The sequence below is a fragment of the Psychrosphaera sp. HA2-10 genome (genome assembly GCF_055693745.1).
Map to the genome: position 1 here is coordinate 1025855 of NZ_CM146341.1, position 24962 is coordinate 1050816.

Sequence of the window (24962 nt, forward strand, 5' to 3'; positions counted from 1 at the left end):
AACGACTTTAGATAAGTAATAAGATGCCGAGTACCAACTTTAGGCAGTTTGGTTAATATGGGTTAAAGGTCATCTGGCAAAGCGTCAACTAGCTAATGTGAAGCTAATACACAATGGCGTTTACACAAATAGACAGACTAGCTTCCATTTGAAATATTTGTGTTGGCTTAGCAGATGTAAGCCAACCAGTATTTTCAATATGGTGCTTCTAATATTAAAAATTATTTAAATTTCGACTACTACTTTACCCATGCCTTGACCACTTGAAAGACGATCGTGTGCCTGACCTGCTTGTTCTAAGCAAAAGGTGTTTTCATCTATTACGGGTCGCAAGGCACCAGCTTCTGCAATTTCAGTTAATTTATTTAGAATTAGCGCATGAGTTTCACGTTTATAGTTATGTAGCATTGGGATCAACATGAATACGACATGCAATGATAGGCCTTTGAAATGCGCCACACTTAAATCTAATTCCACCATAGCAACCGTTGAGACAACTTGACCATTTAGCGCTGCTGCGTTAAATGAATTAGTCATATTTTCGCCCCCAACAGAATCAAATACCACATCGAAACCAGCACTGGCAGTATGTTTAGCAACATATTCTTCAACTGTTTCGCTTTTGTAATTTATCCCTTTTGCGCCAAGCTCTTTAATTAATGCAAGTTGTTTGTCACCACCACCTGTGGCAAAAACATTAGCACCCATGTAGTTAGCTAGTTGAATAGCAATATGTCCTACTCCACCTGACCCGCCATGTACCAGTAAATTTTGACCTTTACCGGTATTAGCACGCATTAAGCCTTCGTATGCGGTAATACCGACCAAAGGAATGGCAGCAGCTTCGCGCATGCTTAAGTTTTTTGCTTTCCTAGCGACTAAATTTGCATCAGCCACTATGTATTCTGCCAAAGTGCCTGGTAAATCGGCTAATCCACCCGCACAACCATAGACTTCATCCCCCACTGAAAACTGAGTAACACCTGTGCCTACAGCTTCTACGATTCCTGCAAAGTCCATTCCTAAAACGGCAGGTAATGGGGGAGCGAGAGGCAAATCATCACCCATCTGGCGTATCATGGTATCTACCGTGTTTACACTACTCGCTTTAATTTTAACTAAAACATGTCCTGCTTTAATTTGTGGCTTTGCTACATCTGTAACTTCAAATACTTCCGAACCGCCAAAACTTTTAATGATCATTGCTTTCATGAGGTTTACCTTATTGATTAGGTCGTTAACTAATAGATGTCATTTAATGAAGTCAGTATATTTACTATTTATTATTTTGATAATAGACTTAAATAAAGAATTACTTTATAGATTTCATTGATAATGATGAACATTGAACACCTTAAACTTTTTATCAGAATTGCAGCGACGCATAACATTAGCTTAGCGGGAAGCGAGTTAAGATTATCTCCAGCAGTAGCTAGTAGTCATATCAATAAATTAGAAGCAGAATTAGGTGTAAGGTTAATTCACCGAACGACACGAAAGGTATCACTTACAGAAGAAGGCAAAGCTTTTCTTCCACACGCTGAAGATGTGCTCTCTAGTGTTGAAGCAGCGCGAGCATCTGTCGGAGCGGGTAATGCGTTCCCCAGAGGAACATTACGTGTTGCTGCTCCAGCTTCATTTGGACGCATGCATATATTACCTGCGCTAACCAACTTTCTGGCCTTATACCCTGACTTGAATGTTGATTTAAAGCTCTCTGATACCATTGTCGATCTAGTTGAAGGTGGATTTGATATTGCCGTTCGTAACTCGGCCTTGAAGGATTCGAGTTTAATTGCGCGAAAATTAGCACCAGACAAAAGGATATTGTGTTCATCGCCAACATATTTAGCCAAAAATGGAGAGCCAAAATCTCCCGAAGAGCTAAATTTGCATCAATGTATAACCTTAATAGGCTTGGAGGACTGGGCGTTTCATACCCCACAAGGACAAGTAAATATTAAAGTTAAAGGTAATTTGAGAACCGACAACGGAGAAGCGGTAAGAGATGCCTGTATTAATGGTTTAGGGGTTACCATAAGCTCTAAATGGAGTGTGTATAAACACCTTGAAAATGGAGAGCTCATCCAAATACTCAGCGATTATCCTATTGCTACTGACACTGCCATTTGGGCTGTTTATCCTAGCTCTAGGTTACTTGCCCCAAAAGTTAGAGCCTTTATCGATTACTTTACTGAATATTTTGGAGATACCCCTTACTGGGAGTGACGTGTATTAACCTGAAAATCCTCAGCATCTGCCCACGTATTTTTCATCTATCAAACTTCACAATAATAATATAAATGAAAACTAGTAAGTTACTTTTTACAACTTTGTTTTTATTTACATGCATAACTGGATTCTCAAAAGCTATTTTTAGTTAGAGCGTGTAAACAACTGCATTTTTCTATTGCTAGACTCGAAGGCAAAAGTTACACAAGCGTTATTATTAATGCAAACTCTACAAGTGCTAAAGGTATGCCAGGATGGATTTTGAAGCTATTCAATACTCAAGAGGTTGCGGATGGTTTAAGCAAAATAAATTCAGACAGAAGCATTAAATTAACGTCTTCGTTAAAGCTCGAAAATCTTGTCAATGCGGGCATACGTGTTCAAGTCTAATACTAGAAATATTTTGTTACATACTTTCTAAGAGTAATGCTTTTTATAAATTTATCAATGGATTAACTTGTTCGCTCACAATATTATGAAGTGTCAGTACATATGCTCGACGTACTGACTATTTTTAAATGGGCATGGAGAACAACAATGAAAAAATTATTAGTGGCATCGGCTTTGTTATTAGCTATGGGTTCAGCGCAAGCTGCAGATAAGGTCCGTTGGGATAGCGTTTCTGCGTCTTACGAGTCTCTAGATTTAGACGGGTCAAAGTTTGCTGGCTTTGGCGTTTCTGGCACAAAGCTATTAAATGAAAATGTATTTTTAACAGGTAGCTACGTATCAGTATCTGACGACATGACGGTATTTGGAAGTACGATTGATCTGGAAGTAAGTACTCTTTCTCTAGGCGCAGGTTATCGTTATGCACTTTCAAACGATACTGACTTTTTTGGTGTTGTTTCATTCGTAGACTACACCGCTGACGTATCTGGTTTTGGTACGTCAAGCGATGCTAGTGAGAGTGGCTTTGGCCTTGAAGGTGGTGTTCGCTCTTTATTAAACGAGCAATTTGAACTAATGGGCTCTATTAGCTACGTAGATGTTGCAGATGAATCGGAAGTCGGTTTTGGTGTGAAAGGTGTTTTCCACTTTAATGATAAGTTTTCTGCATCACTTGGTTATCAAAGTGGCGAAGATACAGACGGAATAAGCGCTGCTGTAATCATGTTCTTTTAATTGAACTAAATATTATGTAACGCAATTCATCTGAATGAAGCGCCTGCACTTTTGGCAGGCGTTTTTCTTTCCAAAAAGTAAAAATGTAACTGACAAAAAATATCATTATCTTGTATCTTTTATAATCAATTTATGGAAAGCTAATACCAATAGGGCTTAACGCGCCGTGAACCATACGGGGCTGACAATATCACTTCAAATGAGACTGTGAATTCATTGAAAACGATTTATCAACCACTTTTTAGAATATGGCTAGTATTGCTCGTCGTACTTTCCAATGTTGCGGTTGCTAAAACACTCTCTACTATTACTGACACAGAGCTTGTAAACTCTGAACTCTACCTTCTAAAAGATCACAAACAGTTATTGAGCATAGATGAGGCATTTACAGAATTTAAGCTCGGTAGTTTTTCAAAAAATGACAAAAATCAGGTTAGCTTTGGATTCACAGACAGTACGATATGGGCGGTATTGCCTGTTACAAATTCGACTGACAACGCAGAACCCTTAATTGTTAAAATTGATAATGCCTGGTTAGATGAAATTGACGTTTTCTTTTATGAGCAAGGTGCTTTAGCAAAAAGTGTAAAGCTTGGTGATACTGCAGCGTTTATTAGTCGCGAACGTCAAAAGCGAATGCCATCAGTGGTTTATACCTTCAAACCAGGTGTGACTAATGTCCTAATTCGATTTAAATCAGCCGATCCTATGACCATACCTGTCTATCTTGGTGATACGGAGAGCGTCGATAAGTTTGAGCAAAAAAATGCTTATTTTTATGGTGCGTTATACGGTGCGTTAATTATTTTATTGATCTACAACCTAGTTCTTTATGCATACTCTAAAGAGTTGAGGTACTGCTTATATTCTTTTTATCTGTTTTCATTCACCGCTTTTAACTTTACCTACACTGGGCATGGCTTTTGGTTGCTCTGGCCTGCAGATGTTTTGAAACAACAATGGTTAATGCCCCTGTTGATGTTTGTTTATATATGTTCAGGCGTTTTGTTTACGATTGAATATCTGCAGATTAAAAAATACTTGCCAAGATTATATTCCTACCGCCACTTTATATACGGACCGCTGGCCGCCATAGGCTGCATTATGCTATTTGTTGGTAGTATTTCTTTTGCCGTCATGGTGCAGCTTGTCATCCTTTCTACGATGGCCGTTTGGATGTTAGTCATTGGCTATTATTCTTATAAAAACGGCAATCCGTTAGCTAAATTTTTTGTGCCTGCAGTATTAATGGGAACGTGCGGTGCTTTTATTTCGAGCATGACGACATGGGGCCTTTTCCCTTATACGCAGTGGGCGTTTAGAGGCATAGAAATAGGCATGCTTTTGGAGATGTCTTTGTTGTCTGTATCATTTGGGTTTAACTTTAAAGTGGCGTACGACGCTCGGCTAACAGCAGAACATTATGCCAGAATAGATCCACTCACTAGTTTGTATAACCGCCGAGCTTTAAATGAACTTGTATATCCTGTATGGAAACTAGGTGATCGCCAGCAGAGTAAAATGTCAATCTTGTTAATAGATTTGGACTGGTTTAAGCGGATTAATGATGAGTTTGGTCACGTAGTAGGTGATGACGTACTTAAACATGTTGCACGTGCTCTAAAAAAACGACTGCGAGTTTCTGATATTATCCTTCGCTGGGGAGGAGAGGAATTTCTTGTATTTTTACCAGATACTGACATAGCGCAAGCAAAAAGTTTAGCGGAGGAGATGCGGCGTTATTTTGATGAAAATAATGTAAATGACTTTTCTAAGATCACTATAAGTGTTGGTGTCGCTACTGGTACCGCTGATAAAATTAGCTTTGAAGAGTTAGTAAAACGAGCGGATGAGTCATTATATCAGGCTAAAAAAACAGGTCGAAATCAGGTGGTTTCAATAGATGAATTATCACCTGAGGTATCATGAAGATACCATTAAATGGAATATCAATGCTTGAGCTCAGACTTTGGAAACGAGCTAAGTACCTCTGTAAAATGTACTTTTGATAAGCGGTGAACCAAAGAGTATATATTTACCAAAGTGCTCTTTTAGATAAGAAAAAGTCTATAAATGCTCTTACCTTAGGCTGTTCTATTTTTACATTATGATAATAAAGATAAATCTCTGCGTTTTGATACCAATAATCAGCTAAAACAGGAACAAGCTGGTTATTTTGAACCGCTTGTTTTATGTCTTGGTTGTCGTGAAGCGCATTAATCAATCCTAATCCATCAATGGCAAGTTTAGAATGACAAGCCACTGTTTTAATTGGGGCCTTTAGCAGTTCAAACTCCATTTCTATTTGCGCGCTGTTGGGCTTTTGGTTAACGGCAAGGGCATTATCTGGTTTTGAATGAGTATGACTTATCATGTGATGTTCACGCAGGTCTGCTGGTATTTGAGGCATTCCATGCTTTGCTAAATATTCAGGTGACGCAAATATCCCCAACTTCGTTTTCCATAAAGAACGTCTTTTTAATCCTGGATGATTTTGGCCCAGGTATTCAGCGACGCCCCAGTAGATGTCGTTGGGATTTTGTTCAATATCAATCGCGTTTTCTTGCACATCAAACGATAACTCAATATCAGGGTACAACTGGTTGAACTCTGCTAACCAGGGAAAAATCGTTTCTTCATAAGTCTGAATATCTTGGCTTAATATCTTCAACGAGCCAGTAAATTCACCATTTTGTGATTCTAGCCAGTCTTGAAGTGCTTCATGTTGCTTAAGTATGTTGTTTGCTTTGATCAAAAACGATTGACCAAATTGCGTTAAGTTGACCTTACGTGTAGTGCGTTCAAATAAGGCGGAGCCTAAGCGTTGCTCAAGCTGCGAAACTTGTTTGCTGATTGCCATGGGGGTTTGTTGCTGTTCTTCAGCCGCTAATGTGAAGCTACGGTGTTTTGCTACAAGTACAAAGGCAATGAGAGTTTCTGTTTTAAACATCATTTATAAACACCTTTTTCAAACATCATTTATAAACTTTTGGTTTGGTTGTTTAAAACTATAATAGTATTTGTTTATTGTTTTTGAAAGGTACTATGGAGATTCAATTTCAACCCTGATTTAAAAACAAAGAGAAATTTATGGAATATTTATTGTGGAGCTACTTTTTTTTGTACCCAGTTTATATCTACTTCACTTGGGAGAGCGATAAAAGGCTGGTCTTGTCTAGTCCAGAGAAACGCATAACAGTTTATGGCAGTACCATTGTAATGCTATGGCTGCCTGTTCTCGTGCTTATGTTTGTTGTATTTCAGAGTGGCGCTGGCAACGGCCTTGCTTTAGATAATATTGGATTTGTTTTTAAGTGGGACTGGGCAAACCTTCTAGGATTATTTCTTGTTTTTTTGTTGGCAGGGTATTTTTATTATTCACTACAAAAACTTAAAAAGGACGACAAAGAGCAACAGGCTTTAAAGTCTCAAATGGCTTACATTCAGTGGTTTTTACCAGCTAATCCTAAAGAGTATCGTTGGTTTATGTATGGTGTTTCTATTAGTGCTGGAATTTGTGAGGAAATTCTATTTCGAGGTTATTTAATACAAGCACTAGGTGATTATTTACCGACTTATGGAGCGGTCATTATTTCTAGTGTTTTATTTGGTTTGCCTCATATTTACCAAGGGCCTATTCACGTGATCCGCACTGCGGTACTTGGTTTAATCATGGCATTGATTTATTTAGCTACGGAGTCATTGTTAGTGCCAATTCTGTTACATGTATTGGTTGATATGTATGGCGGTGCTATGGCGTATATTGTGTTTGGCGAAAACCGAAAAGCATGACTTAAGCTAAATACCAACTTCAGGTTTGTTAGGTAAGTTATGAACTAAATGTTCGTGAAATTCAAACTAACCGTCAATGTTGTAACTAAAAATATTATCCCACTTTTTATCAAGTTGTTGCTTAGCTTCCTTGAGAGGCTTAGCAACAAAAATAGCTTGCTGCTCATCGGCGACGGTGTCTTTAGTAAAGTTAACGCTTTTACTCACTAGCTCCATGCGTTCCAATTTATCGAGCGCATCTTCAATTTCAAAATCCAGTTTGCATTTGTGGGTTTGCTCAAACCAGTTTTCAATGGTTTTATCTAATTCAGCTGCGTTTAGGCCAGCAGGGTTCTTTAGTAAAAAAGTATAGGCGAGCAGAGCTTCTTTTACGTCTTCTTCTTCTGCTGAGTCAATAAGAGTATGAAAAACGCCAGCGTTATTATCCAAGTTTTTAAAGTATAAATTATCAGATAAGGCTTTCATAAATTTGATTTTACGGTTCTTGAATTTGCTCCATTCTTTGAAAATGAAACCGCCTAATACGCCGAAACCCATGCCGATAGTAAGCAAGTGTTGTTTAGTCAATTGAACGGGCGTGTCTTTTAGGCCAAGCCAAAAACCAAAAAGGGCAGCAAGTAACAGTAATGTTGGGCCTAATTTAGTCGCTAAAACAACAGAACCACCAACCGCTGCAGATGCACCAATTAGGATTTTGTCGATGCGACGCATCCTAACTTCACTATTAGGAAATAGCATTTCTAAGTCTGCTTTAGGTACGTTTTGAAACAGTTTGATTATTGTTGATCCTGGTTCAAAACCAACAGGAGCTTTGTTCTTTTTGCTAAAATGAGAGGCGTCTTTTAAAGTAATGAAAACTGCAACTCGGTCGTAATTAGTGAATTCAATAAGTTGTTTACGTAAGCCAAAAAACGATCTAAGTGTTTCACTTTTTTGAGACTCACCGCGTCGGTAAAAGACCACTTGCTCAAATTCTTCAAATTCAACTTCCAAGCGAACTTTAAACAACGACTCTTCCGTTAATGCATCTTGTAGGTCTTGTTCTGTGATCTTTTCATAATTGGCGGCATTTAAAACATTGGCAAAGTTAGTGGCAAAAGACTGCTGGCATTGTCGCTTTTGTTCATCGCTTAACGCATTTAATAATCTGGTATCGGCGTTGGGATCAAAAGGCGCATAATCATTTTTAAGCGACTCTAAAACACTGTGATAATCAAAATGAATATAACTTGAAAGCAAGTCGCTAAATTGTTTAAAAGAGTCACTGTCATGTGAATTTGGTAATTCTTTACGACACATCTCAACAATGTCTTGTTTTCTAAAAGGAATAAATCGATCGGCCGGCATTATTATTCTCGTCATTCGAGGTTGATTACATTGTAATTAAGTTGGCAGTTAACTCAATAACAAAATTTACTCAAAGTTGTGTCCCTTAAAGTTGACCAAAGTAACAGCTTGCCTCATGATAAGTCTGATACTTCTAAATCAAAGTGATATCGATGTTGTTTTGCGTCATTGCGTAATTTTCGGTTAAAAAACAAAGGAATTAAAAATGAAATTAGGAAAACAAATACCATTTTCCAAACTTACAATTGCACTACTAACCGGCTTAGCTTTAAACGCTAATGCAGCTGAAACGCAACAACAAGACAATAATTGGCCATATGCTCTTGGTTTTTATGTTGGTGGTCAATTAGGGCAAGCTAAAACGGATGTATCCTCACAAAATTTAGATTCCCTATACTCAAGCTCAGGTTTAAGCACAAACTCAAGTGAGATTGATAGAATCGACACCAGTTATAGTTTGTTTGTTGGTTATCGCTTTAATGAATATTTTAGTGTCGAGGGTGGATATCAAGACTTAGGTGACCGCGCAGCGAGTTTCTCTGGAACTGCGACTAATTTACAGTCTTACTACGTTTTATCTGAACGTGTTTATCCAGAAACTGCTGACGGGATATCAATTAGTGTACTTGGCACTATACCTTTAGAAGATGGCTTCACGTTAACGGGTAAGCTTGGTTATTATGACTGGGAAATGGATGCCATATCCTCGGAGCTGTCGGGCGTAACTATTGTAAATCCAAACGCAGAAAAAAGATCTGACTCAGGTATATGGTTAGGCGGTGAAGTTGGCTACCACATCAATTACAACACTCAAGCTTATGTTAGCTATCAACATATTCCGTTACAAGATGATGACGTTAACGTTGTATCTGTAGGTTTTCGTTACTTCTTTGACGACAAGGGACCAACTTATCAGCCCGTTAAAGCAAAACCAGCGGCAGTTGTTAACGAAGCTCCAGTTGTAGCGCCGGCTCCAGTTGCTAAAGCTGCGCCTACTCCAGTATCAAAGCCAGTAGATACAGACGGTGATGGTGTTTATGACGACAAAGACAAGTGCGCGGACACGCCAATTAAGCACATTGTTGATCAAGATGGTTGTTCGCAATATGTCGTTCAGCCAGTAGATAAAAGAGTTGTGATCTTATACGCCAATAACAGCTCTGAAATCAATGAACGTTATTATGGAGAGTTGGCGGATTTAGCGGCCTTTATCAAAGAGTATAAAGTAGATACGCTTAACGTTGTTGGCCACACATCTGCTTCTGGACCAGCGGCTTATAATCAAAAACTATCGTTACAACGTGCACAGTCAGTGGCTTCGTTTTTAACTAAACGTTTCGGAATTGACCCTTCAGTTATCAATGCTGTAGGTAAGGGTGAAACTGAATTAGTAAGCGATGACGCAAATAAAAACCGTCGTATGGAAGTGTATATTCAATCTAAAGTACGCATGCCGTTATTAAAAGACTAAGTATTAAGGCTAATTAGTATTTTATTATTTTAGTACTTTCTAATATAGTGGTTGCTTGTATCGTTTACGCCTAAAATCTTATTTTGGAATTAAGGACATACTTTATGAGCAACAGCATATATACGATTAAAGAGTTTTTGGATGAAGACAGTGAAACCTTTAGTTATGTAGTCTTTGATAAGACAACAAAAAAAGCGGCAGTGATTGATCCGGTTCTTGATTTTGATTACAAGTCTGGACGCACGTCTGAGAAGAGTGTTGAGCAAATCGCAGAATATATAGATTCCAATAAACTTACATTAGAGTGGGCTTTAGAAACGCACGCTCATGCGGACCATATTTCTGGAGCGCCTTACTTTAAGAGAAAATACGGTGCAAAAATTGGAATTGGTAGACACATCACTAAAGTTCAAGACACGTTTAAGACACTTTTTAATTTAGAAAAAGAGTTCCTACCCAATGGCTGTCAGTTTGATCAGCTTTTTGACAATGACGATGTTATCACGCTAGGCCAGTTGCACATTTCTGTCATGCATACTCCAGGGCATACACCTGCAGATCTTGTTTATGTATTAGAAAACGAAGTCATGTTTGTTGGCGATACGATTTTTATGCCAGACGTCGGTACAGCACGATGTGACTTCCCAGGTGGCAGTGCGTCTCAATTGTTCGACTCTATTAAACTGCTTTTATCAAAGCCTGAAGATACTTTAATTTATGTTTGTCATGACTACCCAACTGAAGGTCGAAGTCATCGCAGTCATGTTTCAGTCAAAGAGCAAAAAGAGTCAAATAAGCACGTACACGATGGTATTTCAAAAGAGCAGTTTATTGAAATGCGTGAAACAAGAGACAAAGGCTTAGCAATGCCAAGACTAATCCTTCCTTCTATTCAGTTGAATATACGTGCAGGTGAAGAGCCACCAAAAGAAGACAATGGAACTCGCTACCTAAAAATCCCACTAAATCAGCTTTAATTAAACTTGTTAACTAATACTGCCTGATTTTTTGAATAGTCTAAAACTAACTGGGTAGGAGAACAATATGATGGTACTCGGTTATCTCATGGCCGTGGTCATGGGAATCATTTTAGGTGTCATAGGTGGAGGCGGCTCCATCCTTACAGTGCCTATACTCGTTTATTTGATGGGGGTTTCACCTGACATCGCCACTGGCTATTCTTTATTATTAGTTGGTGCTACCGCCGCTTTTGGTGCATATCGTTACTTTAAAGATGGGCTTGTTGACATTAAAGCATCGCTCTTATTCGCAGCGCCTTCAATCCTTGCTGTGTATCTTACTCGCGCATTTGTAATGCCAAATATCCCTGATACGTTAATTAGCTCTCCCTTCGAATTATCGAAAAACACAGCCATCATGTTGCTCTTTGCAACGTTAATGCTGGCGTCCGCCGTGATGATGTTGTTAAAGGCATATCGAAAAACAGAGTCTATGGGCGACGATATCAGTCATCAACCTAAACAACCCAAAGTCGCTTTAATAATGTTTGAAGGCGCGGTAGTGGGATTTGTCACGGGCATTTTAGGCGCAGGAGGCGGCTTTTTAATTATTCCTGCATTGGTACTATTTTTAGGCATGCCAATAAAAAATGCCGTTGGTGCATCGCTATTTATTATTGCTCTCAAATCTCTAATTGGTTTTATAGGTGATCTACAAGCTGGAATTCCTTTAGAAGTGCCATTGTTGCCTCTTATGTTGGTAGCAACTTTATTAGGAATGGCCGTTTCTACAAAATTGGCGAAAAAGCTAGATGGTGCAAGGTTACAAAAATTCTTTGCGTTTTTTACACTTGTTATTGCCATTTTCATAATATCAAAAGAGCTTATTTAACTCGGTTAAAGAAGTTTAAAAGCATATTGGCGATAGTGCCTAAGGCAGTTATAAGCGACTTTTAATTACAGTTAGTGACTAAACCTTGAGCCATTGTTGAGTATTGACTACAATGGCGCACTTTTTTTATGTCATGCCTGTAATTGATGTGACAAGTAGCGGAATTTTATATTATGAACGACAAAACTGATTTACCTGAATTACCAAATCATCTATCTATTAATCCTCGTAGCCCACATTACAATGCTGAAATTATTGAGCACCATATTGGCATTACTTTAAATGGCAAAGAGCGCAATGACGTTGAAGAGTATTGTATTAGTGAAGGTTGGGTAAAAGTAGCATCTGCTAAGGCACTTGACCGTCGTGGCCAACCATTGCTTATTAAAAAGACAGGTACAGTAGAAGCGTTTTATAAATAATTGAGCATTGTGCAAATTTAGAAAGCTTAATTGTTGATAAAGACAGAGGCAGTTTAAGTAAATGTTAGAAACGTTACTACAGTGTAATCGTGACTATAACGAACACGGTTACTTTGTTTTAAGAAATTATTTTACTGCCTCTGAAATTTCCTCACTCAGGGAAGTGGTTTTAAAATTCCACGACCGTTGGAAACTTGATAACGAAACGTTTTATAACGAAGAAGCGTTTAACTCATCTCTTATTACTGGTAGCCAGTATTTGGCTAGCAATGAGCGTGTTGTTCTATTTAACTTCATTAGTTGTTCCAAGCTTATGCAGGTGGTTAATACGGTTATTGAAAAAAAACCGGCGTTTATGAACACTCAGTTGTTTTTTAACCCTGTAAGGCCCGAACAAAAAGACTTCTGGCATCGAGATTGTCAGTATGATCATGATTTAGAGGGTCAACAAAAGGTCATACAAGAAACCCAAGTTGTGCATTTTAGAGTTCCTTTGTTTGATGAGCTGGGCATGGAGTTAGTACCTGGCAGCCATGCGCGCTGGGACAATGAGTTAGAGTTAAATGTTAGAGAAGAGCTCAATGGTCATCAAAGCCATGATGACTTACCTTTAGGCAAAAAAATCCCCTTAGCGGCTGGAGACTTGTTGGTATTTTCTGCTGATATGATCCATCGCGGTATATATGGGTTAGACAGACTTGCCTTAGATATTCTTGTATTTGACTCGTCAGCAGACTTTATTGATTACGTAGATGATGACTGTTTGCCAAATGAAACCTTGTTAGCGAAAATTGCCAACCCAGAAATTTTTGTAAACACACTAAAGCTAAAAAAGTTTGGTAGATAGGCATTACATCAGGCTTAAAAGATGTTTATAGTATTTGCCTTAATACTTCTTAGAAAAACTTAATTTGGTTACGCTATGGAAAGTTCATCATCAATTTCGGCTTCAACAAAAGCTCAAAACAAAACTAAAACTGCTGCACCCGCAACTCTGCTAATCATTAGGTTGAGCCTATTATTTGGGACCGTAATTTCGCTGTTTTTTGTGCCGTGGATATTAGTTTATGCCTGGCTGTTACCGCTACCAAACACAGTTCAAGCACAAGTTGATGAAGCAATAGGGCATGGCTTCGATGGCATGATTGTTTATGTTCAAAAGGGCACTGAGCCCGCCAAGTATTATACGGGAGGCTGGAAAGATAGAGCCAACAAAATCCCAGCTGATCCCAAATCACTTTTTAAGATTGCCAGTATCAGTAAGCTTTACGTAGCGGTTTCTATTGCAAAGCTTGCGAATGAAGGTCGCCTATCTATTGATACGCCTGTATCCGAGTATTTTCCTGAATTAGTAGGTCGAATTGAAAATCTAGAATCCATCACGATTAAAATGATGGCACAGCATCGAAGTGGCATTCCTAATTTTACAAACAATCCTGAGTTTTGGCTTGATCACCCTCATTCCACCGATGAAAGTTTACAATTTGCACTAGACTTACCAGCGAGTTTTGCGCCAAATGAAGGTTATGAATACTCGAATACTAACTATTTATTACTACGTAAAATAATCGAGCAAACGGTAGGCTACGATCATTATCAGTTTATAGTAGAAAGGATCATACAGCCTTTAGGACTTCAAAATACTTATGGTTCTATTAATGATGTTAATTTAGATGATGTGATGAGTGGCTACTACGTTGGTTATGAAGAAGACCAAAAAGCCCATGACTATGGCATGATGGCAACGGCTGAAGATGTTGGTATTTTTCTTCGAGCATTAAATGACGGCTCTGTGTTTGAAGATGGTGAAAGAGAACTATACGACCAACTATATGTTTATGAACATGGTGGACTTGTGATCGGCTATCAAAGTTATGCGGAATACCACAAAGATATAGATACGGTTGTTGTGCAGTTTATAAATACGACGGATTTTGAAGGTTACGAGTGGAATTTGTCTGAAATTACCATCAACCGAATTGTCAAAATACTAAAGAACCAGGCAAAGTCTGAAAACTGAAAACCAACTTTTAGAATTTAAGTTTAAACCTAGGCAAAGCCAAAATTTATAAAGGAATAAAATGTCGCTTCCTCCTTGCCCAAGCTGTAAGTCTGAATTTGTATATCAAGACCAGCAACACCTTGTGTGTCCTGAATGTAGTTATGAGTGGAACCCAGTTGAGTTAGCCGCTGAAGAAAAAATTGTTGTTAAAGATGCCAACGGCACGTTACTAAATGAAGGTGACAAAGTAACGGTGGCGAAAGACTTGAAAATAAAAGGCAGTTCTCAAGTGATAAAAGTCGGCACTAAAGCCATAGTTCGCCGAATTGTGGACGGTAAAGACCACCAACTTGATTGTAAAGTTGATGGTATTGGGGAAATGATGGTGACAGCAAAGTTTGTTAAGCGGGCCTAGCCACGTCGTTAGGCAGCTTAATTGAAATTAAGGCAGTCAACGCGATAAACACAAATGATATAATTAAGCAGTATTCTAGGCCATATTGTTGGTACACAAAGCCGGATAAAACGGTTCCGAGTAATCGGCCTAACGCATTAGCCATATAGTAAAAACCAACATCGAGCGACACACCATCCGCATCGGCCATGCTAACAATCAGATAGCTATGCAGTGACGAGTTAATGGCAAACAGAACCCCAAAAATTAGCAAACCAACGATTAAAGACACTTCAATCCACCAACCAAAGTGCAAGGCCAGAGCGATAGCCAGCGGTGAAACAGCTAAAAGAGAAGCCCACTTTACCGTTTGTTGTGCTGGCGATAATGGTTTGTTGGTTTTTATGAGTTTAGGTGCAAATGATTGAACTATGCCGTAGCCAATTACCCACAACGCTAAGAATCCGCCAACTTGCCAGTGATCCCAGTTAAAAATTTGTGAGAGAAAAACTGGCAGGGCAACGACAAACCAAACATCTCTAGCACCAAATAAAAAGAGGCGTGCCGCAGAGAGTATATTGATGGACGGGCTTTTAGAAAATATGTCGGTGAATTTGGGTTTTGTTTTGGCCTTACCTAAATCTTTTTTAAGCACAATCATGCTGAACAACCAAACCAAGGCTAATATGGTAGCCATAAATACCATTGAGCCTTTAAAGCCAAGTGTAGTAAGCAATACGCCTCCTAAGAAAAAGCCAATTCCTTTTAGCGCATTTTTAGAGCCTGTTAGAATCGCAACCCACTTAAACAAAGTATCTTCTTGGCCTTGTGCCACTAAAATTTTAATAGAGCTTTTTGCGCTCATTTTATTGAGATCTTTGGCGATACCAGAAAGCGCTTGGGCAGCCATAACATAAGCCACGGTTAACCAGCCACTTGGTACGGCAAGCATAAGCAATGCAACTACTTGCAAGGCTAAACCAATATTCATGGTTTTATTTAAGCCGAGCTTTGCACCAATCCAGCCGCCAACTAAATTAGTTACAACTCCAAATACCTCATAAAACAAAAACAGCATGGCAATACTTAATGGCGTATATCCTAACTGATGAAAATACAAAATCACGAGCATTCTTAATGCTCCGTCGGTCAGAGTAAACGCCCAGTAGTTGCCTGTTACTACTAGGTACTGTTTTATTTCGGAAGGTAAATTGGCTAGTCGTTGCATAAACTTATGTCTCGAGTAATTTTACAGGAATAGCAGATTTACTGACTAATGGAACGCGCGACTTTTAATGCTAGCTCTGCCGTTCGGTTAGCGTAACCCCATTCGTTGTCGTACCATGTATAAAGCTTAACTTGAGTACTGTTTACAACCATAGTGGACAGAGCGTCAACGATGCTTGAGCGAGGATCAGTTTTGTAATCTATCGATACAAGCGGCTTTGCTTCGTAACCTAAGATGCCCTTTAAATCGCCTTCAGCAGCCTCTTTCATCCAACCATTAATTTCTTCGCTGGTGGTTTCACGCTCTACTTCAAATACACAGTCGGTTAACGAGGCGTTTGCTAATGGAACACGCACGGCGTGACCATTTAATTTACCTTTTAATTCAGGAAAAATATGAGTAATAGCAGTTGCCGAGCCAGTAGTTGTAGGGATTAAACTCATGCCACATGCTCTTGCTCTACGTAAGTCTTTGTGCGGTGCATCTAAAATAGTTTGGGTATTGGTGATGTCATGAATTGTTGTCATTGAACCATGTTTGATACCAATCTTGTCTTGTAACACTTTCACTACAGGCGCTAGACAATTTGTGGTGCACGAAGCGGCTGTAACGATATCAAATTCATCACTTGAATAAAGGTGATCATTGACGCCCATCACCACATTCAGTACGCCGTCTTCTTTTACTGGAGCCGTCACTACAACCTTTTTAACACCTTGGTCAAAATAGCTTTGTAACAGGGCTTTAGTTTTCATTTTGCCAGAAGCTTCAATAACTAAATCACATTTAGACCAGTCCGTATCCGAGATGGTTTTATTTTGAGTTACGTTAATAACGTGGTCATCAATTTTGATAACGCCGTCACTAGCCGTTACTTCGTTTGGCCAAATACCATGAACGGAGTCATACTTTAATAAATGAGCTAAGGTTTCTGCGTCTCCGGCAGGATCGTTAATATGAATGACTTCAATATCTTGCCATCCGAATGCAGCGCGAAGTGTTAGGCGGCCCATACGACCAAAGCCATTAATACCTACTTTTATAGCCATATTTATCTCCAATATTTGTTCATTGATAGTTTATAAAGTGTGTTTATAACCGTTTTTTAAACAGCTAATAAAAAAGTAATTTAAGACGAAGTATCTAATCTAAGGTGCCGAACTTTAGGCACAGCACGTTTCAATTCGTGTTGGTCTGTCACCCATTAATGCGAGCCTTTTTTGTTCTGTTTTAACAAATACAGCATTGTTGTTCAGTGTGGTTAAAAGCACTTGTTGCATCCAGTCATCGAGGTCTTTGTTTATCGAATAGAACACCCATTGACGCTCTTTTCGCGTAGAAAGTAAGTTAACGTTTCTTAATTGCGCTAGGTGTCTTGATATTTTAGGCTGACTTTCTTCATCAAGCGCTACCATCAATTCACAAACGCATAATTCTTTTTCAAGCAAAATAAGTAATAGCGTTTTTAAACGTGTCTCGTCGGCCAATGCTTTATAAAAAGTAACGGGAGAATTATTTTTCATGTATATAATTAATTTGTTATATATGATATTTGTTATATGTTAGTTCGGTTATTTACAGAACGCAATCCTAAATTTTTTTAGTTTACTATTAATGTGTTATCGGTAACTATGATGTTGGTAAATTAGCCTCGATTAGACAAGGAATGTTAAATGTGTGTAACGACTTGTCTCAATATTAAAGAGCACCAACGGGCGGATCGTAAGCACTATTCTTCAAACTTAGGGCTGAGAGTGCACAGGGCAATGAGTTTTTTCAGCCGTTTGAGGTGAGCCTTGTTATCCGGTCGTTGAGTAATGGCAGACCTGATAATAAAACGCCAACATCATTTAGAATAAATAACAAAAAAGAGATATGTAATGTCATTAAAAGTGAGTCAGTTGGAAAAGCATTACCATAGTTTAATAGCCGTTAATGGTTTGTCATTTACTGTTGAACCTGGTGAGGTGTTTGCGTTGTTGGGCCCTAATGGAGCCGGCAAATCGTCTTTAGTAAAAATGCTAGTGGGTTTTACTCAGCCAGATGCGGGTACTATTCATTTATCCGATGGTAATGATCAATACAACTCGATACCTGCGCATTTACTTGGTTATTTGCCAGAAGATCGAGGTTTGTATCCGGAGAAAACGGTAAGGCAAAATTTGGCATTTTTCGCAACATTACATGGGGTTACTGCCAAGGACTTTGACGTTCGCTGCAACCATTGGTTAGCTAGATTTAACTTGTCTGATCGTATCGATGAGCAGCTGAAGTCATTGTCAAAAGGCAATCAACAAAAGGTCCAGCTTATATCGGCAGTGTTACATGAGCCTAAGTGGGTGATATTAGACGAGCCGTTTTCCGGACTTGATCCAATAAATCAAGAATTAGTTGTAAAGTTCTTAGCGGAATTGAAACAAAAGGGCATGACGGTTATTTTAAGCGCTCATCAAATGGCGATGGTTGAGAAATTGGCTGACCGAGTGCTCCTGTTAAATCAGGGACGAAGTGTTATTTACGGCAACTTAGAAGAAGTACTGTTAGCAAAACAGGAAAGCGTTATTCATGTTCGTTATCGCAATGACAAACCGATCGGAGCGTTAACGGCGCTTGAAAAAAACTATGTTGTTGAGCCAATAAAGTCAAACCAAATTAAAATCAAATTAAAAAATGACCAAACATTAAACGAACTGCTTCCGTCACTCGTTTCCTTGGGTGAAATTGTAGAGTTAAAAAATCAAGCTCAATCGTTACATACGATTTATTTAAATGCGGTTGAATCGCATAACTCTAGTTTTGCCAAATCTGAGACTCTATCAGAAGCGAAGATAGTTGCGGGGGAAAAAGCATGAGCACTCAAAAGTCACTCACGGCAACACAGGTATGGACAGTAGCAAAGTGGGAGTTCATGCATTTTTTCAAACTTAAGCAAGAAATTATCTCAAAGTTAATCATGCTGGCGGTAGGCGTCGTTATTTATATTTTTGTGATGAATAATCAACAGCTCGAACAAAGTTACACCATAGCGACTAATCAAACCTTTTCGTTAGGTTTAGAACAAACTAGTGACACAGGCACCGAAAGAGGGGATTTAACGACGCCGTTTAATTTTGTCCAAGTTGCAAATATCGACAAGGTTATAGATGGTCTGGGTGATGACAGTGAGTTTGATGCGGTACTCAAGTTTGACGCTGGAACGGTCACTTTAATTAGTGTCGAAAAAGAGACGTGGCAGACACAACTTACAATGCAGGTAACATCTAAATTACAACAGGAAAAGTTTAAGCAATTGCAATTAACGGATGTTCAGAAGCAAGGGTTAAGTAAACAAATAATTGTTGAACAGCAAATCCTTGATGATGTTATAAAAAACCAAGCTGATAAAAGTCAGAGTTTGACAGCCTTTGGAGTCCTGATTTTATTGTTTATAGGCATGTTTGGAATGTTTGGTCAGCTGTTTGTAAGTATCACTGGTGAAAAACAAAATCGCGTAACAGAGCAGTTAATGGCAACAATGACGCCTCAAACTTGGATTGATGGTAAGCTTACCGGACAAATTTTATTAGCTATTAAGACGATGATTGGCACGCTATTGTCTATCGTGCTTTCGATGTTGTTTTTCACTGTCGTTATTAAACAACAAAGTCTGGACTTAAACTTTGTGAATTGGTCATTACTACCTTGGTTTTTTGCGTTTGCGATATCAGGGTTAGCGATTTCTGCTGCTTTCATGGCTGCAATAGCTGCGGCTATTGATGATCCGAATCATAGCGGTAAAAGTGGTTTGATGATGCTCCCTGTTGCACCTATTGTGATAGCGTATTTCTTAATGGATGCACCAAATAGCCTACTAACAATAATTATGAGCTATTTACCAGTTACAGCATTTGCAGCAATGCCTGTGCGAATGTCGTTGGTTGATTTACCAGTTTGGGAGCCAATATTATCGTTAATCATAAGCATTGCATGTTTTTATTATTTACGAGTGTTTGCCGCACGAGTATTTAAAATGGGCATGAACATGTATGGCAAAGAGCCTAGCTTTAAAGAAATGTTCAAAGCAATATTGTGATTTACACTAAAAACTGAATATTAACCCCTAGTCTTATACTGCTAGGGGTTAAGTGCTCATTTAAAGTTGCTCAAATAACGGCATTGCCGCAAAAGCGCCTTTTGTTTGGCAGGTATATGCACCACATTTCGACGCAAAGTGAATGGCATTTATAATATAACTTTTATCTGCTATTGCTTGGATAATGGACTCACCTTGCTTTAAATGTTCCGCTAAATAAAAAAGAAATCCAGCGATAAAGCTATCTCCGGCTCCAGTTGTGTCTACTGCCGTAATATTGGGCACCGCCACTGTAGTGGTAAAGTTCTGAGTTAGTACTTGTACGGCCTCCGCACCATCAGTTATTACAATAACTTTTACGTCAAAGGACAAAATAACCTGTAAATACTCATCTAATTCTAAATTGTTCTGCTTGGCTAAGTATAAAGCTTCGTCTCTGCTCATTTTGACTATGTCGGAATACTTTATGCCTGCCTCTATTCGTTTTGGCAGAAGCGATAAATCCGGCCATAGTTGATGTCGCAAGTTAACATCAAAGCTTACTAAGACATTATTTTCCTTTGCATTAGAAAGCGTTAGCATTGTTGATTCATGCATATCATCCGTGGTCATGGTGTTAGAACACAAGTGGAAAATACCGATATTCGACCAATCAATAGACGCAATGTGACTTTGATTATATAAAGTATCGGCCGTGTTGTTTCGATAAAAGTTAAACGAGCGTTCACCGTCCGAGTCTAAATTGACCAACACAATAGCCGTGTTTGTATTATCTATAATTGCAGAGTTAGATGTATTTACACCATTACTTTGCAATTCATTTAACAGTACTTGCCCAAAGTGATCTGAGCTAAGGCCACCGGCAAAATAACTATCGCCGCCAAGCTTTGAATAAGCAACTGCAACGTTTGCTGGTGCGCCTCCGGCAAGCGGAGCATAGCTTATTGGTTGAGTGTTCAAAGGCAAGAAGTCAATTAACACTTCGCCGTAGCTTAATAGTGCAAGCATAGAATTTCCTTTAAAAAAAAGCCCATAAATGGGCTTATTTAATGTTTAGCAATTGTAAATTAGAACTCGTATTTAAATGATACGCTGCTTGTGCGACCATTTATTGTTCTAGCTCTAATAATGTCGTTTGCCGGTACAGTCGCTTCTTCTGCTTCTGTAATACCAACTGTATCAAACAAATTGTTTACATTTAACGACACACTAAATGTCTCAGATAGGTAATACTGAGCAAACAAGTTTACTTGAGTATAGCCGTCAAACTTAAGATCTAAGTTGTCTTGTGCATACGCGTCAGTTGTACCAATTAAACTAACGCCAGCCGTACCTTGTTCAAAGTTATAGCGAGTCATTAATGTATAAACGAAATCAGCTTGACGTCTAGGCGTATTGCCAACTAAGTCTGGATTAATGGCGTCTGCTGCTATTTCAGCATCTGTCCAAGTAATATTACCTTTAATATCCCAATCATTAATGTAATACGCGCCTTCAAACTCAATACCTGTTGCTTCGTATTTGCGGTCGAAAAACCTTTGGCTTGTTGCTTCAAAATTTTGCTCTTCCGTTTCTGCACGGAATAAAGTTGCAAATAATGACAGTGTATCTTGGCGATATCTAACACCTAGCTCAAATTGATCAACTTCGTCTACCGCGTCCTGTTTTGCTACTGAGCCGTCTGGGTTTATTTTACCAAATGCTAAACGATCAGCATTCGCTCTGCCGCCTCGACTGTTACTGGCAAAAATAGCCAAGTTGTCATCAATTTTATAGTTAGCACCAATTGAGTAAGACGTATAACTCCAATCGTAATTAACCGGCGAATAATTTGCATTATCAATCGAAGCTACATTCTGTTCTGGCACTGATATTACGCCATCTCGGTTCATATCTACCGTTGACACAACTGCGCCGGCGTAAAAGCCTGTCGCAGTACCACTATCTCGTCGCAAACTGAAATCTATGGTTAAATCATCAAACTGTGACGAAATAGCAACGTAAGGCGCACTAATATCATATTCGGTATCATAGTTTCGTTGACAACAGTTGCCCCAAAATGGAGTGCCGTAAGCATATAGGCCATTATCTGAATAACTGGTACCGTCAGCAGCTGCAACATTGACTAATGCCGCGTTATCGCCTTTGAGTTCCATCAAATATGAATTCCATAACCACGACATACTGATGTTTTGTAGTGCTTTATAGTAACCGAAGGTAATGTTGGTATCGTCGATAGTTTTTGTTAATTTAAAGTCATTAACGTAAGAATCGAAATTATTCATTTCAACATCAAAAGTGTGGATTCTCATTAGGTTGCTGTCACCGAATGCCTCTCCAGCAGAAGGACCGTTTGCATAACTTAAAGTTGCACCTGGACCCGCAATGCTTTCCGCAATAGCTGAAGAATCACCAACCTCAGCTGGAAATGGAGATAGGAAGCCACCTGACACATTTGACTTTCTAAATCGATTTTCAACGGACCAGTCATTATCTAAGTCAAAAGCCGCTTCAAAACCTATTGAGTCAACTAAAGGGCTCATTCCGCTACGCATGTCGCCACGTCTAATTTGACCATCGGCACCCAAAGATAAAGTAGATAAGAAGTAGGCTGAATGAGGCGTATCTGAATTTGAATCGAAGCCCGGTAAGGAGTCGCCATTTGATTTCATTGGCATCGGTAAATAACCAATTGTATTATCATCTAAGTGTTTGTAATAAAGGCGAACATAACCCTTACTAAACTCTTTTGTTAAATTGGCTTTTATTTGACCGCCTTTGTTTGCAGTATAGCCAGGATCTCGAGGACCTTCTCCTTGGCGTAAAAAGCCGCCAACATGAAAGTACAGGGAATCGCTAATTTCACCACCGTACTCGAAGTCAGTTCGAAGGCTGTCGTAATCTAAGCCAAAGGTCGTTGAAACGCTGCCACCTTCATCCTGACCTGTTTTACTTATGATATTGATAATTCCGCCTGGGGCATTACTTGCAAGAGTTGACGCTGAACCACCACGAATTGATTCAACACTTTTCATTGTACTGTCGAGTCTAAGGAAAATGTCAGCGTTACCAAATGCAACATCACCGAATTGCATGATTGGCAAACCATCTTCTTGAAGTTGTAAGAACTTTGCACCACCTGATGCAACCGGTAAACCGCGAACCGCGATGTTGGCATTGCCGTCACCACCAGTAGATTCTGAGCGAATACCAGGAATAGCTCTAAATGCTTCTGCAGTGCTTCGCGGGGTAGTTACTTCAATTTGTTCATTGGAGAAACTACTTACAGAAACGGTTGAGGACATAACCGTGGTTTTTCGTGGTACACCTGTGACCATGATACGTTCGAAGTCCAAACCTTTCTTTTCAGCTTTTTCTGCCGATGAGTCAGTGTCCTCAGCAGCATATAAATTTGAACATACAGCAAGAGCAAGTGTGCTCAACATAAATTTTTTGTAAGAAACCTGTTTCATTTCTTTCCCCTTTACTTAAGAGTATTTGATTGTCTATTTGTAGACTATTTATAGTTATATTGTTATTAAAAATTAAATAAGCGATTAACTTAATCGATTAAGAATATTATTGGTGCAAAAATTAGCCATTGCAAGTATTTTTTTATCTTGTTGTTTAAACAGCTGTTTTATTCTTTATTGGATCAAATATTAAGTTGTAAATTGCAGCAAAAACGAGCAACGCAGCAAATCCCGTTGCTAAATAAAAGCCATAGGAAACGTGACCCATAATGTCACTCACAATACCCATTAGTAGTGGTGCAAGAGCAGCAGAGACTGCGGTAAAGAACAATATTACACCAGCAACAGCGCCGTGTTTTGCCGCTGGAAAGCAACTAATGCCTTTTGAATTAAGCGTAGGGTAAATCATCGACATGAATAAGCCAGACAAAGGGAGTAAAATTACAGCGAGTTCGACGCCCCAAATTGCAGTGCCGAGATAGCATAAGAACACAGCAAGAGAGAACCAAAACATGACATGTTGCCATTTAAAATGTTTTAACATCCATGCACCTAAAAAGCGCCCACCGGCTCTTAATGCAAAAAATATTGTTAGTGCGTAAGTTGACAACCAAACTAGTGAGCCTGTGTAATCTGCTAAAAGCGTTGGCATCCAAACATAAATCGCCACCTCGGTTGCGACGTAGAGGGCAATAGCGAGAGAAAAGCCTAACGCATAAGGGTCTTTAATTAGTTTCATTGAGCGTTTGAGGTTTATCTTTCCTTCTGCGCTTTTTTGCGTTATTGGGTATTTAGTTCTTAATGCAGCCAAACAGAGTAGGGCGCAAATTACACCAGCGCATATGTATAAATATTTCCAAGACATACCACTGATCAGTAAGTAGCTAACTATCGCTGGGCCAACCATAGCGCCGACACCGAAGTAGCCCTCAACCGTATTCATTGTTGAAGTATGCTCTTTGTGGTTTGCTGAAATATCGCCAATTAATGCAATCGCACCCGTTTTAAACAAGCCTATCGCAATACCAATCAGAGCTAAAAGCGATAAGAAATAGTAGAAGGAACTACCAATTGAAAACAAAAAGCAGGCAACAGAAAATAATAATAGTCCGCTAACTATAGTTGCTTTTCGGCCCCATTTGTCGGCAAGAAATCCCAAAAAAAGTCCACTAATAGCTATAAATATCATTGGGATATAATGGAAGGCACTTGCTTGGGATAAGCTTAGTTCATAGGTTTTAATGAGTTCAGGAATGATTACGCCAACAGCGTCAGATGTCATAGCAAACACAAAAAACATCATATAGGTAAGTATTTTTATTTGTGTTACCACAGTATCACTCGGCGACGCCAGACCTGCTGTTAAGCCTTTAGTTTGGTTCATAAGTTTGTCCGTGTTGATTATTTGATATTAACGTTGCCCATCTCTGTCAGTTATTAATTAACTAATCCGGCGGGCTTTATATTTTTAGTCTAGTTTATGTAAAGCAACTTCAATATCTCAAAATATATAAAATATTCTTGATAAAAGTTGCATTGTATATAACATACAA

Annotated in this window: 22 protein-coding genes; 13 read left to right on the forward strand and 9 right to left on the reverse strand. The window is 38.9% G+C overall.

What is annotated here, in order from left to right; all coding sequences use genetic code 11:
- Positions 1–225: 225 nt before the first annotated feature.
- Positions 226–1212 carry a zinc-dependent alcohol dehydrogenase family protein gene (locus ACZ1GV_RS04740; RefSeq protein ID WP_472675462.1) on the reverse strand — a complete coding sequence of 329 codons (987 nt, stop codon included), beginning with the start codon at positions 1210–1212 and terminating at the stop codon, positions 226–228.
- 126 nt (positions 1213–1338) lie between these two features.
- Between ACZ1GV_RS04740 and ACZ1GV_RS04745 the strand changes: the two genes are divergently transcribed.
- From ACZ1GV_RS04745 to ACZ1GV_RS04755, 3 genes are all read left to right on the forward strand, one after another.
- Positions 1339–2229: a LysR family transcriptional regulator gene (locus ACZ1GV_RS04745; RefSeq protein ID WP_472675865.1), complete on the forward strand. Its 891-nt coding sequence runs from the start codon at positions 1339–1341 to the stop codon at positions 2227–2229.
- A gap of 540 nt (positions 2230–2769) precedes the next feature.
- Entirely contained in the window at positions 2770–3357 is a 588-nt protein-coding gene (locus ACZ1GV_RS04750; RefSeq protein WP_472675463.1) for an outer membrane beta-barrel protein, read from the forward strand.
- A 207-nt stretch (positions 3358–3564) separates the two neighbouring features.
- Positions 3565–5286, forward strand: a complete 1722-nt coding sequence (locus ACZ1GV_RS04755) for a diguanylate cyclase (RefSeq protein WP_472675464.1) — start codon at positions 3565–3567, stop codon at positions 5284–5286.
- Positions 5287–5392: 106 nt separating this feature from the next.
- On the opposite strand, the gene ACZ1GV_RS04760 is transcribed toward ACZ1GV_RS04755, so the two are convergent.
- A complete protein-coding gene (locus tag ACZ1GV_RS04760) occupies positions 5393–6310 on the reverse strand; it encodes a LysR family transcriptional regulator (RefSeq protein WP_472675465.1) in 918 nt (305 codons plus the stop codon).
- A gap of 137 nt (positions 6311–6447) precedes the next feature.
- Here ACZ1GV_RS04760 and ACZ1GV_RS04765 point away from each other — a divergent pair, with 137 nt between their 5' ends.
- A complete protein-coding gene (locus ACZ1GV_RS04765; protein WP_472675466.1) occupies positions 6448–7149 on the forward strand; it encodes a CPBP family intramembrane glutamic endopeptidase in 702 nt (233 codons plus the stop codon).
- Between the two features lie 66 nt (positions 7150–7215).
- Here ACZ1GV_RS04765 and ACZ1GV_RS04770 read toward each other — a convergent pair whose 3' ends face one another.
- Complete coding sequence (locus tag ACZ1GV_RS04770) at positions 7216–8496, reverse strand: TMEM143 family protein (protein ID WP_472675866.1); 1281 nt, start codon at positions 8494–8496, stop codon at positions 7216–7218.
- A 205-nt stretch (positions 8497–8701) separates the two neighbouring features.
- Between ACZ1GV_RS04770 and ACZ1GV_RS04775 the strand changes: the two genes are divergently transcribed.
- The 7 genes from ACZ1GV_RS04775 to ACZ1GV_RS04805 all read left to right on the forward strand — a co-directional run bounded on the left by ACZ1GV_RS04775 (position 8702) and on the right by ACZ1GV_RS04805 (position 14657).
- The gene (locus ACZ1GV_RS04775) at positions 8702–9967 is read left to right on the forward strand and encodes an OmpA family protein (RefSeq protein WP_472675467.1); all 1266 of its coding nucleotides are present in this window, start codon (positions 8702–8704) and stop codon (positions 9965–9967) included.
- 104 nt (positions 9968–10071) lie between these two features.
- Positions 10072–10944: an MBL fold metallo-hydrolase gene (locus ACZ1GV_RS04780; protein WP_472675468.1), complete on the forward strand. Its 873-nt coding sequence runs from the start codon at positions 10072–10074 to the stop codon at positions 10942–10944.
- Positions 10945–11011: 67 nt separating this feature from the next.
- Positions 11012–11818, forward strand: a complete 807-nt coding sequence (locus tag ACZ1GV_RS04785) for a sulfite exporter TauE/SafE family protein (RefSeq protein ID WP_472675469.1) — start codon at positions 11012–11014, stop codon at positions 11816–11818.
- Positions 11819–11991: 173 nt separating this feature from the next.
- Positions 11992–12240 (forward strand): DUF3297 family protein, encoded by a 249-nt coding sequence (locus tag ACZ1GV_RS04790; protein WP_210559738.1) that lies wholly within the window; start codon positions 11992–11994, stop codon positions 12238–12240.
- 61 nt (positions 12241–12301) lie between these two features.
- Positions 12302–13087 carry a phytanoyl-CoA dioxygenase family protein gene (locus ACZ1GV_RS04795; RefSeq protein ID WP_472675470.1) on the forward strand — a complete coding sequence of 262 codons (786 nt, stop codon included), beginning with the start codon at positions 12302–12304 and terminating at the stop codon, positions 13085–13087.
- Between the two features lie 75 nt (positions 13088–13162).
- Entirely contained in the window at positions 13163–14260 is a 1098-nt protein-coding gene (locus tag ACZ1GV_RS04800) for a serine hydrolase domain-containing protein (RefSeq protein WP_472675471.1), read from the forward strand.
- A gap of 61 nt (positions 14261–14321) precedes the next feature.
- Positions 14322–14657, forward strand: coding sequence for a zinc ribbon domain-containing protein YjdM (locus ACZ1GV_RS04805; RefSeq protein WP_472675472.1), 336 nt, complete (start codon positions 14322–14324; stop codon positions 14655–14657).
- Here the strand turns inward: ACZ1GV_RS04805 and arsJ are convergent.
- The 3 genes from arsJ to ACZ1GV_RS04820 all read right to left on the reverse strand — a co-directional run bounded on the left by arsJ (position 14644) and on the right by ACZ1GV_RS04820 (position 17387).
- Positions 14644–15864 carry an organoarsenical effux MFS transporter ArsJ gene (arsJ, locus tag ACZ1GV_RS04810; RefSeq protein WP_472675473.1) on the reverse strand — a complete coding sequence of 407 codons (1221 nt, stop codon included), beginning with the start codon at positions 15862–15864 and terminating at the stop codon, positions 14644–14646. The two genes, ACZ1GV_RS04805 and arsJ, sit on opposite strands and share 14 nt — an antisense overlap.
- A gap of 38 nt (positions 15865–15902) precedes the next feature.
- A complete protein-coding gene (locus tag ACZ1GV_RS04815; RefSeq protein WP_472675474.1) occupies positions 15903–16913 on the reverse strand; it encodes an ArsJ-associated glyceraldehyde-3-phosphate dehydrogenase in 1011 nt (336 codons plus the stop codon).
- Between the two features lie 114 nt (positions 16914–17027).
- Entirely contained in the window at positions 17028–17387 is a 360-nt protein-coding gene (locus ACZ1GV_RS04820; protein WP_472675475.1) for a metalloregulator ArsR/SmtB family transcription factor, read from the reverse strand.
- Positions 17388–17744: 357 nt separating this feature from the next.
- Here ACZ1GV_RS04820 and ACZ1GV_RS04825 point away from each other — a divergent pair, with 357 nt between their 5' ends.
- On the forward strand, positions 17745–18716 hold the full coding sequence (locus ACZ1GV_RS04825; RefSeq protein WP_472675476.1) for an ABC transporter ATP-binding protein: 972 nt from the start codon (positions 17745–17747) through the stop codon (positions 18714–18716).
- Positions 18713–19936 (forward strand): ABC transporter permease, encoded by a 1224-nt coding sequence (locus tag ACZ1GV_RS04830; RefSeq protein ID WP_472675477.1) that lies wholly within the window; start codon positions 18713–18715, stop codon positions 19934–19936. Before ACZ1GV_RS04825 ends, ACZ1GV_RS04830 begins: the two co-directional genes overlap by 4 nt.
- A 60-nt stretch (positions 19937–19996) precedes the next feature.
- Here the strand turns inward: ACZ1GV_RS04830 and ACZ1GV_RS04835 are convergent, their stop codons facing one another.
- The 3 genes from ACZ1GV_RS04835 to ACZ1GV_RS04845 all read right to left on the reverse strand — a co-directional run bounded on the left by ACZ1GV_RS04835 (position 19997) and on the right by ACZ1GV_RS04845 (position 24793).
- Positions 19997–20944: a carbohydrate kinase family protein gene (locus tag ACZ1GV_RS04835; RefSeq protein ID WP_472675478.1), complete on the reverse strand. Its 948-nt coding sequence runs from the start codon at positions 20942–20944 to the stop codon at positions 19997–19999.
- Between the two features lie 59 nt (positions 20945–21003).
- Positions 21004–23409, reverse strand: a complete 2406-nt coding sequence (locus tag ACZ1GV_RS04840; protein ID WP_472675479.1) for a TonB-dependent receptor domain-containing protein — start codon at positions 23407–23409, stop codon at positions 21004–21006.
- 154 nt (positions 23410–23563) lie between these two features.
- Positions 23564–24793, reverse strand: coding sequence for an MFS transporter (locus ACZ1GV_RS04845; RefSeq protein ID WP_472675480.1), 1230 nt, complete (start codon positions 24791–24793; stop codon positions 23564–23566).
- Positions 24794–24962: the final 169 nt, after the last annotated feature.

Bases quoted from the DNA above. Each gene is read 5' to 3' on its own strand.
- ACZ1GV_RS04740 (WP_472675462.1), bottom strand. From the start codon at position 1,212: ATGAAAGCAATGATCATTAAAAGTTTTGGCGGTTCGGAAGTATTTGAA.
- ACZ1GV_RS04745 (WP_472675865.1), top strand. From the start codon at position 1,339: ATGAACATTGAACACCTTAAACTTTTTATCAGAATTGCAGCGACGCAT.
- ACZ1GV_RS04750 (WP_472675463.1), top strand. From the start codon at position 2,770: ATGAAAAAATTATTAGTGGCATCGGCTTTGTTATTAGCTATGGGTTCA.
- ACZ1GV_RS04760 (WP_472675465.1), bottom strand. From the start codon at position 6,310: ATGATGTTTAAAACAGAAACTCTCATTGCCTTTGTACTTGTAGCAAAA.
- ACZ1GV_RS04765 (WP_472675466.1), top strand. From the start codon at position 6,448: ATGGAATATTTATTGTGGAGCTACTTTTTTTTGTACCCAGTTTATATC.
- ACZ1GV_RS04770 (WP_472675866.1), bottom strand. From the start codon at position 8,496: ATGCCGGCCGATCGATTTATTCCTTTTAGAAAACAAGACATTGTTGAG.
- ACZ1GV_RS04775 (WP_472675467.1), top strand. From the start codon at position 8,702: ATGAAATTAGGAAAACAAATACCATTTTCCAAACTTACAATTGCACTA.
- ACZ1GV_RS04780 (WP_472675468.1), top strand. From the start codon at position 10,072: ATGAGCAACAGCATATATACGATTAAAGAGTTTTTGGATGAAGACAGT.
- ACZ1GV_RS04785 (WP_472675469.1), top strand. From the start codon at position 11,012: ATGATGGTACTCGGTTATCTCATGGCCGTGGTCATGGGAATCATTTTA.
- ACZ1GV_RS04790 (WP_210559738.1), top strand. From the start codon at position 11,992: ATGAACGACAAAACTGATTTACCTGAATTACCAAATCATCTATCTATT.
- ACZ1GV_RS04795 (WP_472675470.1), top strand. From the start codon at position 12,302: ATGTTAGAAACGTTACTACAGTGTAATCGTGACTATAACGAACACGGT.
- ACZ1GV_RS04800 (WP_472675471.1), top strand. From the start codon at position 13,163: ATGGAAAGTTCATCATCAATTTCGGCTTCAACAAAAGCTCAAAACAAA.
- ACZ1GV_RS04805 (WP_472675472.1), top strand. From the start codon at position 14,322: ATGTCGCTTCCTCCTTGCCCAAGCTGTAAGTCTGAATTTGTATATCAA.
- arsJ (WP_472675473.1), bottom strand. From the start codon at position 15,864: ATGCAACGACTAGCCAATTTACCTTCCGAAATAAAACAGTACCTAGTA.
- ACZ1GV_RS04815 (WP_472675474.1), bottom strand. From the start codon at position 16,913: ATGGCTATAAAAGTAGGTATTAATGGCTTTGGTCGTATGGGCCGCCTA.
- ACZ1GV_RS04820 (WP_472675475.1), bottom strand. From the start codon at position 17,387: ATGAAAAATAATTCTCCCGTTACTTTTTATAAAGCATTGGCCGACGAG.
- ACZ1GV_RS04825 (WP_472675476.1), top strand. From the start codon at position 17,745: ATGTCATTAAAAGTGAGTCAGTTGGAAAAGCATTACCATAGTTTAATA.
- ACZ1GV_RS04830 (WP_472675477.1), top strand. From the start codon at position 18,713: ATGAGCACTCAAAAGTCACTCACGGCAACACAGGTATGGACAGTAGCA.
- ACZ1GV_RS04835 (WP_472675478.1), bottom strand. From the start codon at position 20,944: ATGCTTGCACTATTAAGCTACGGCGAAGTGTTAATTGACTTCTTGCCT.
- ACZ1GV_RS04840 (WP_472675479.1), bottom strand. From the start codon at position 23,409: ATGAAACAGGTTTCTTACAAAAAATTTATGTTGAGCACACTTGCTCTT.
- ACZ1GV_RS04845 (WP_472675480.1), bottom strand. From the start codon at position 24,793: ATGAACCAAACTAAAGGCTTAACAGCAGGTCTGGCGTCGCCGAGTGAT.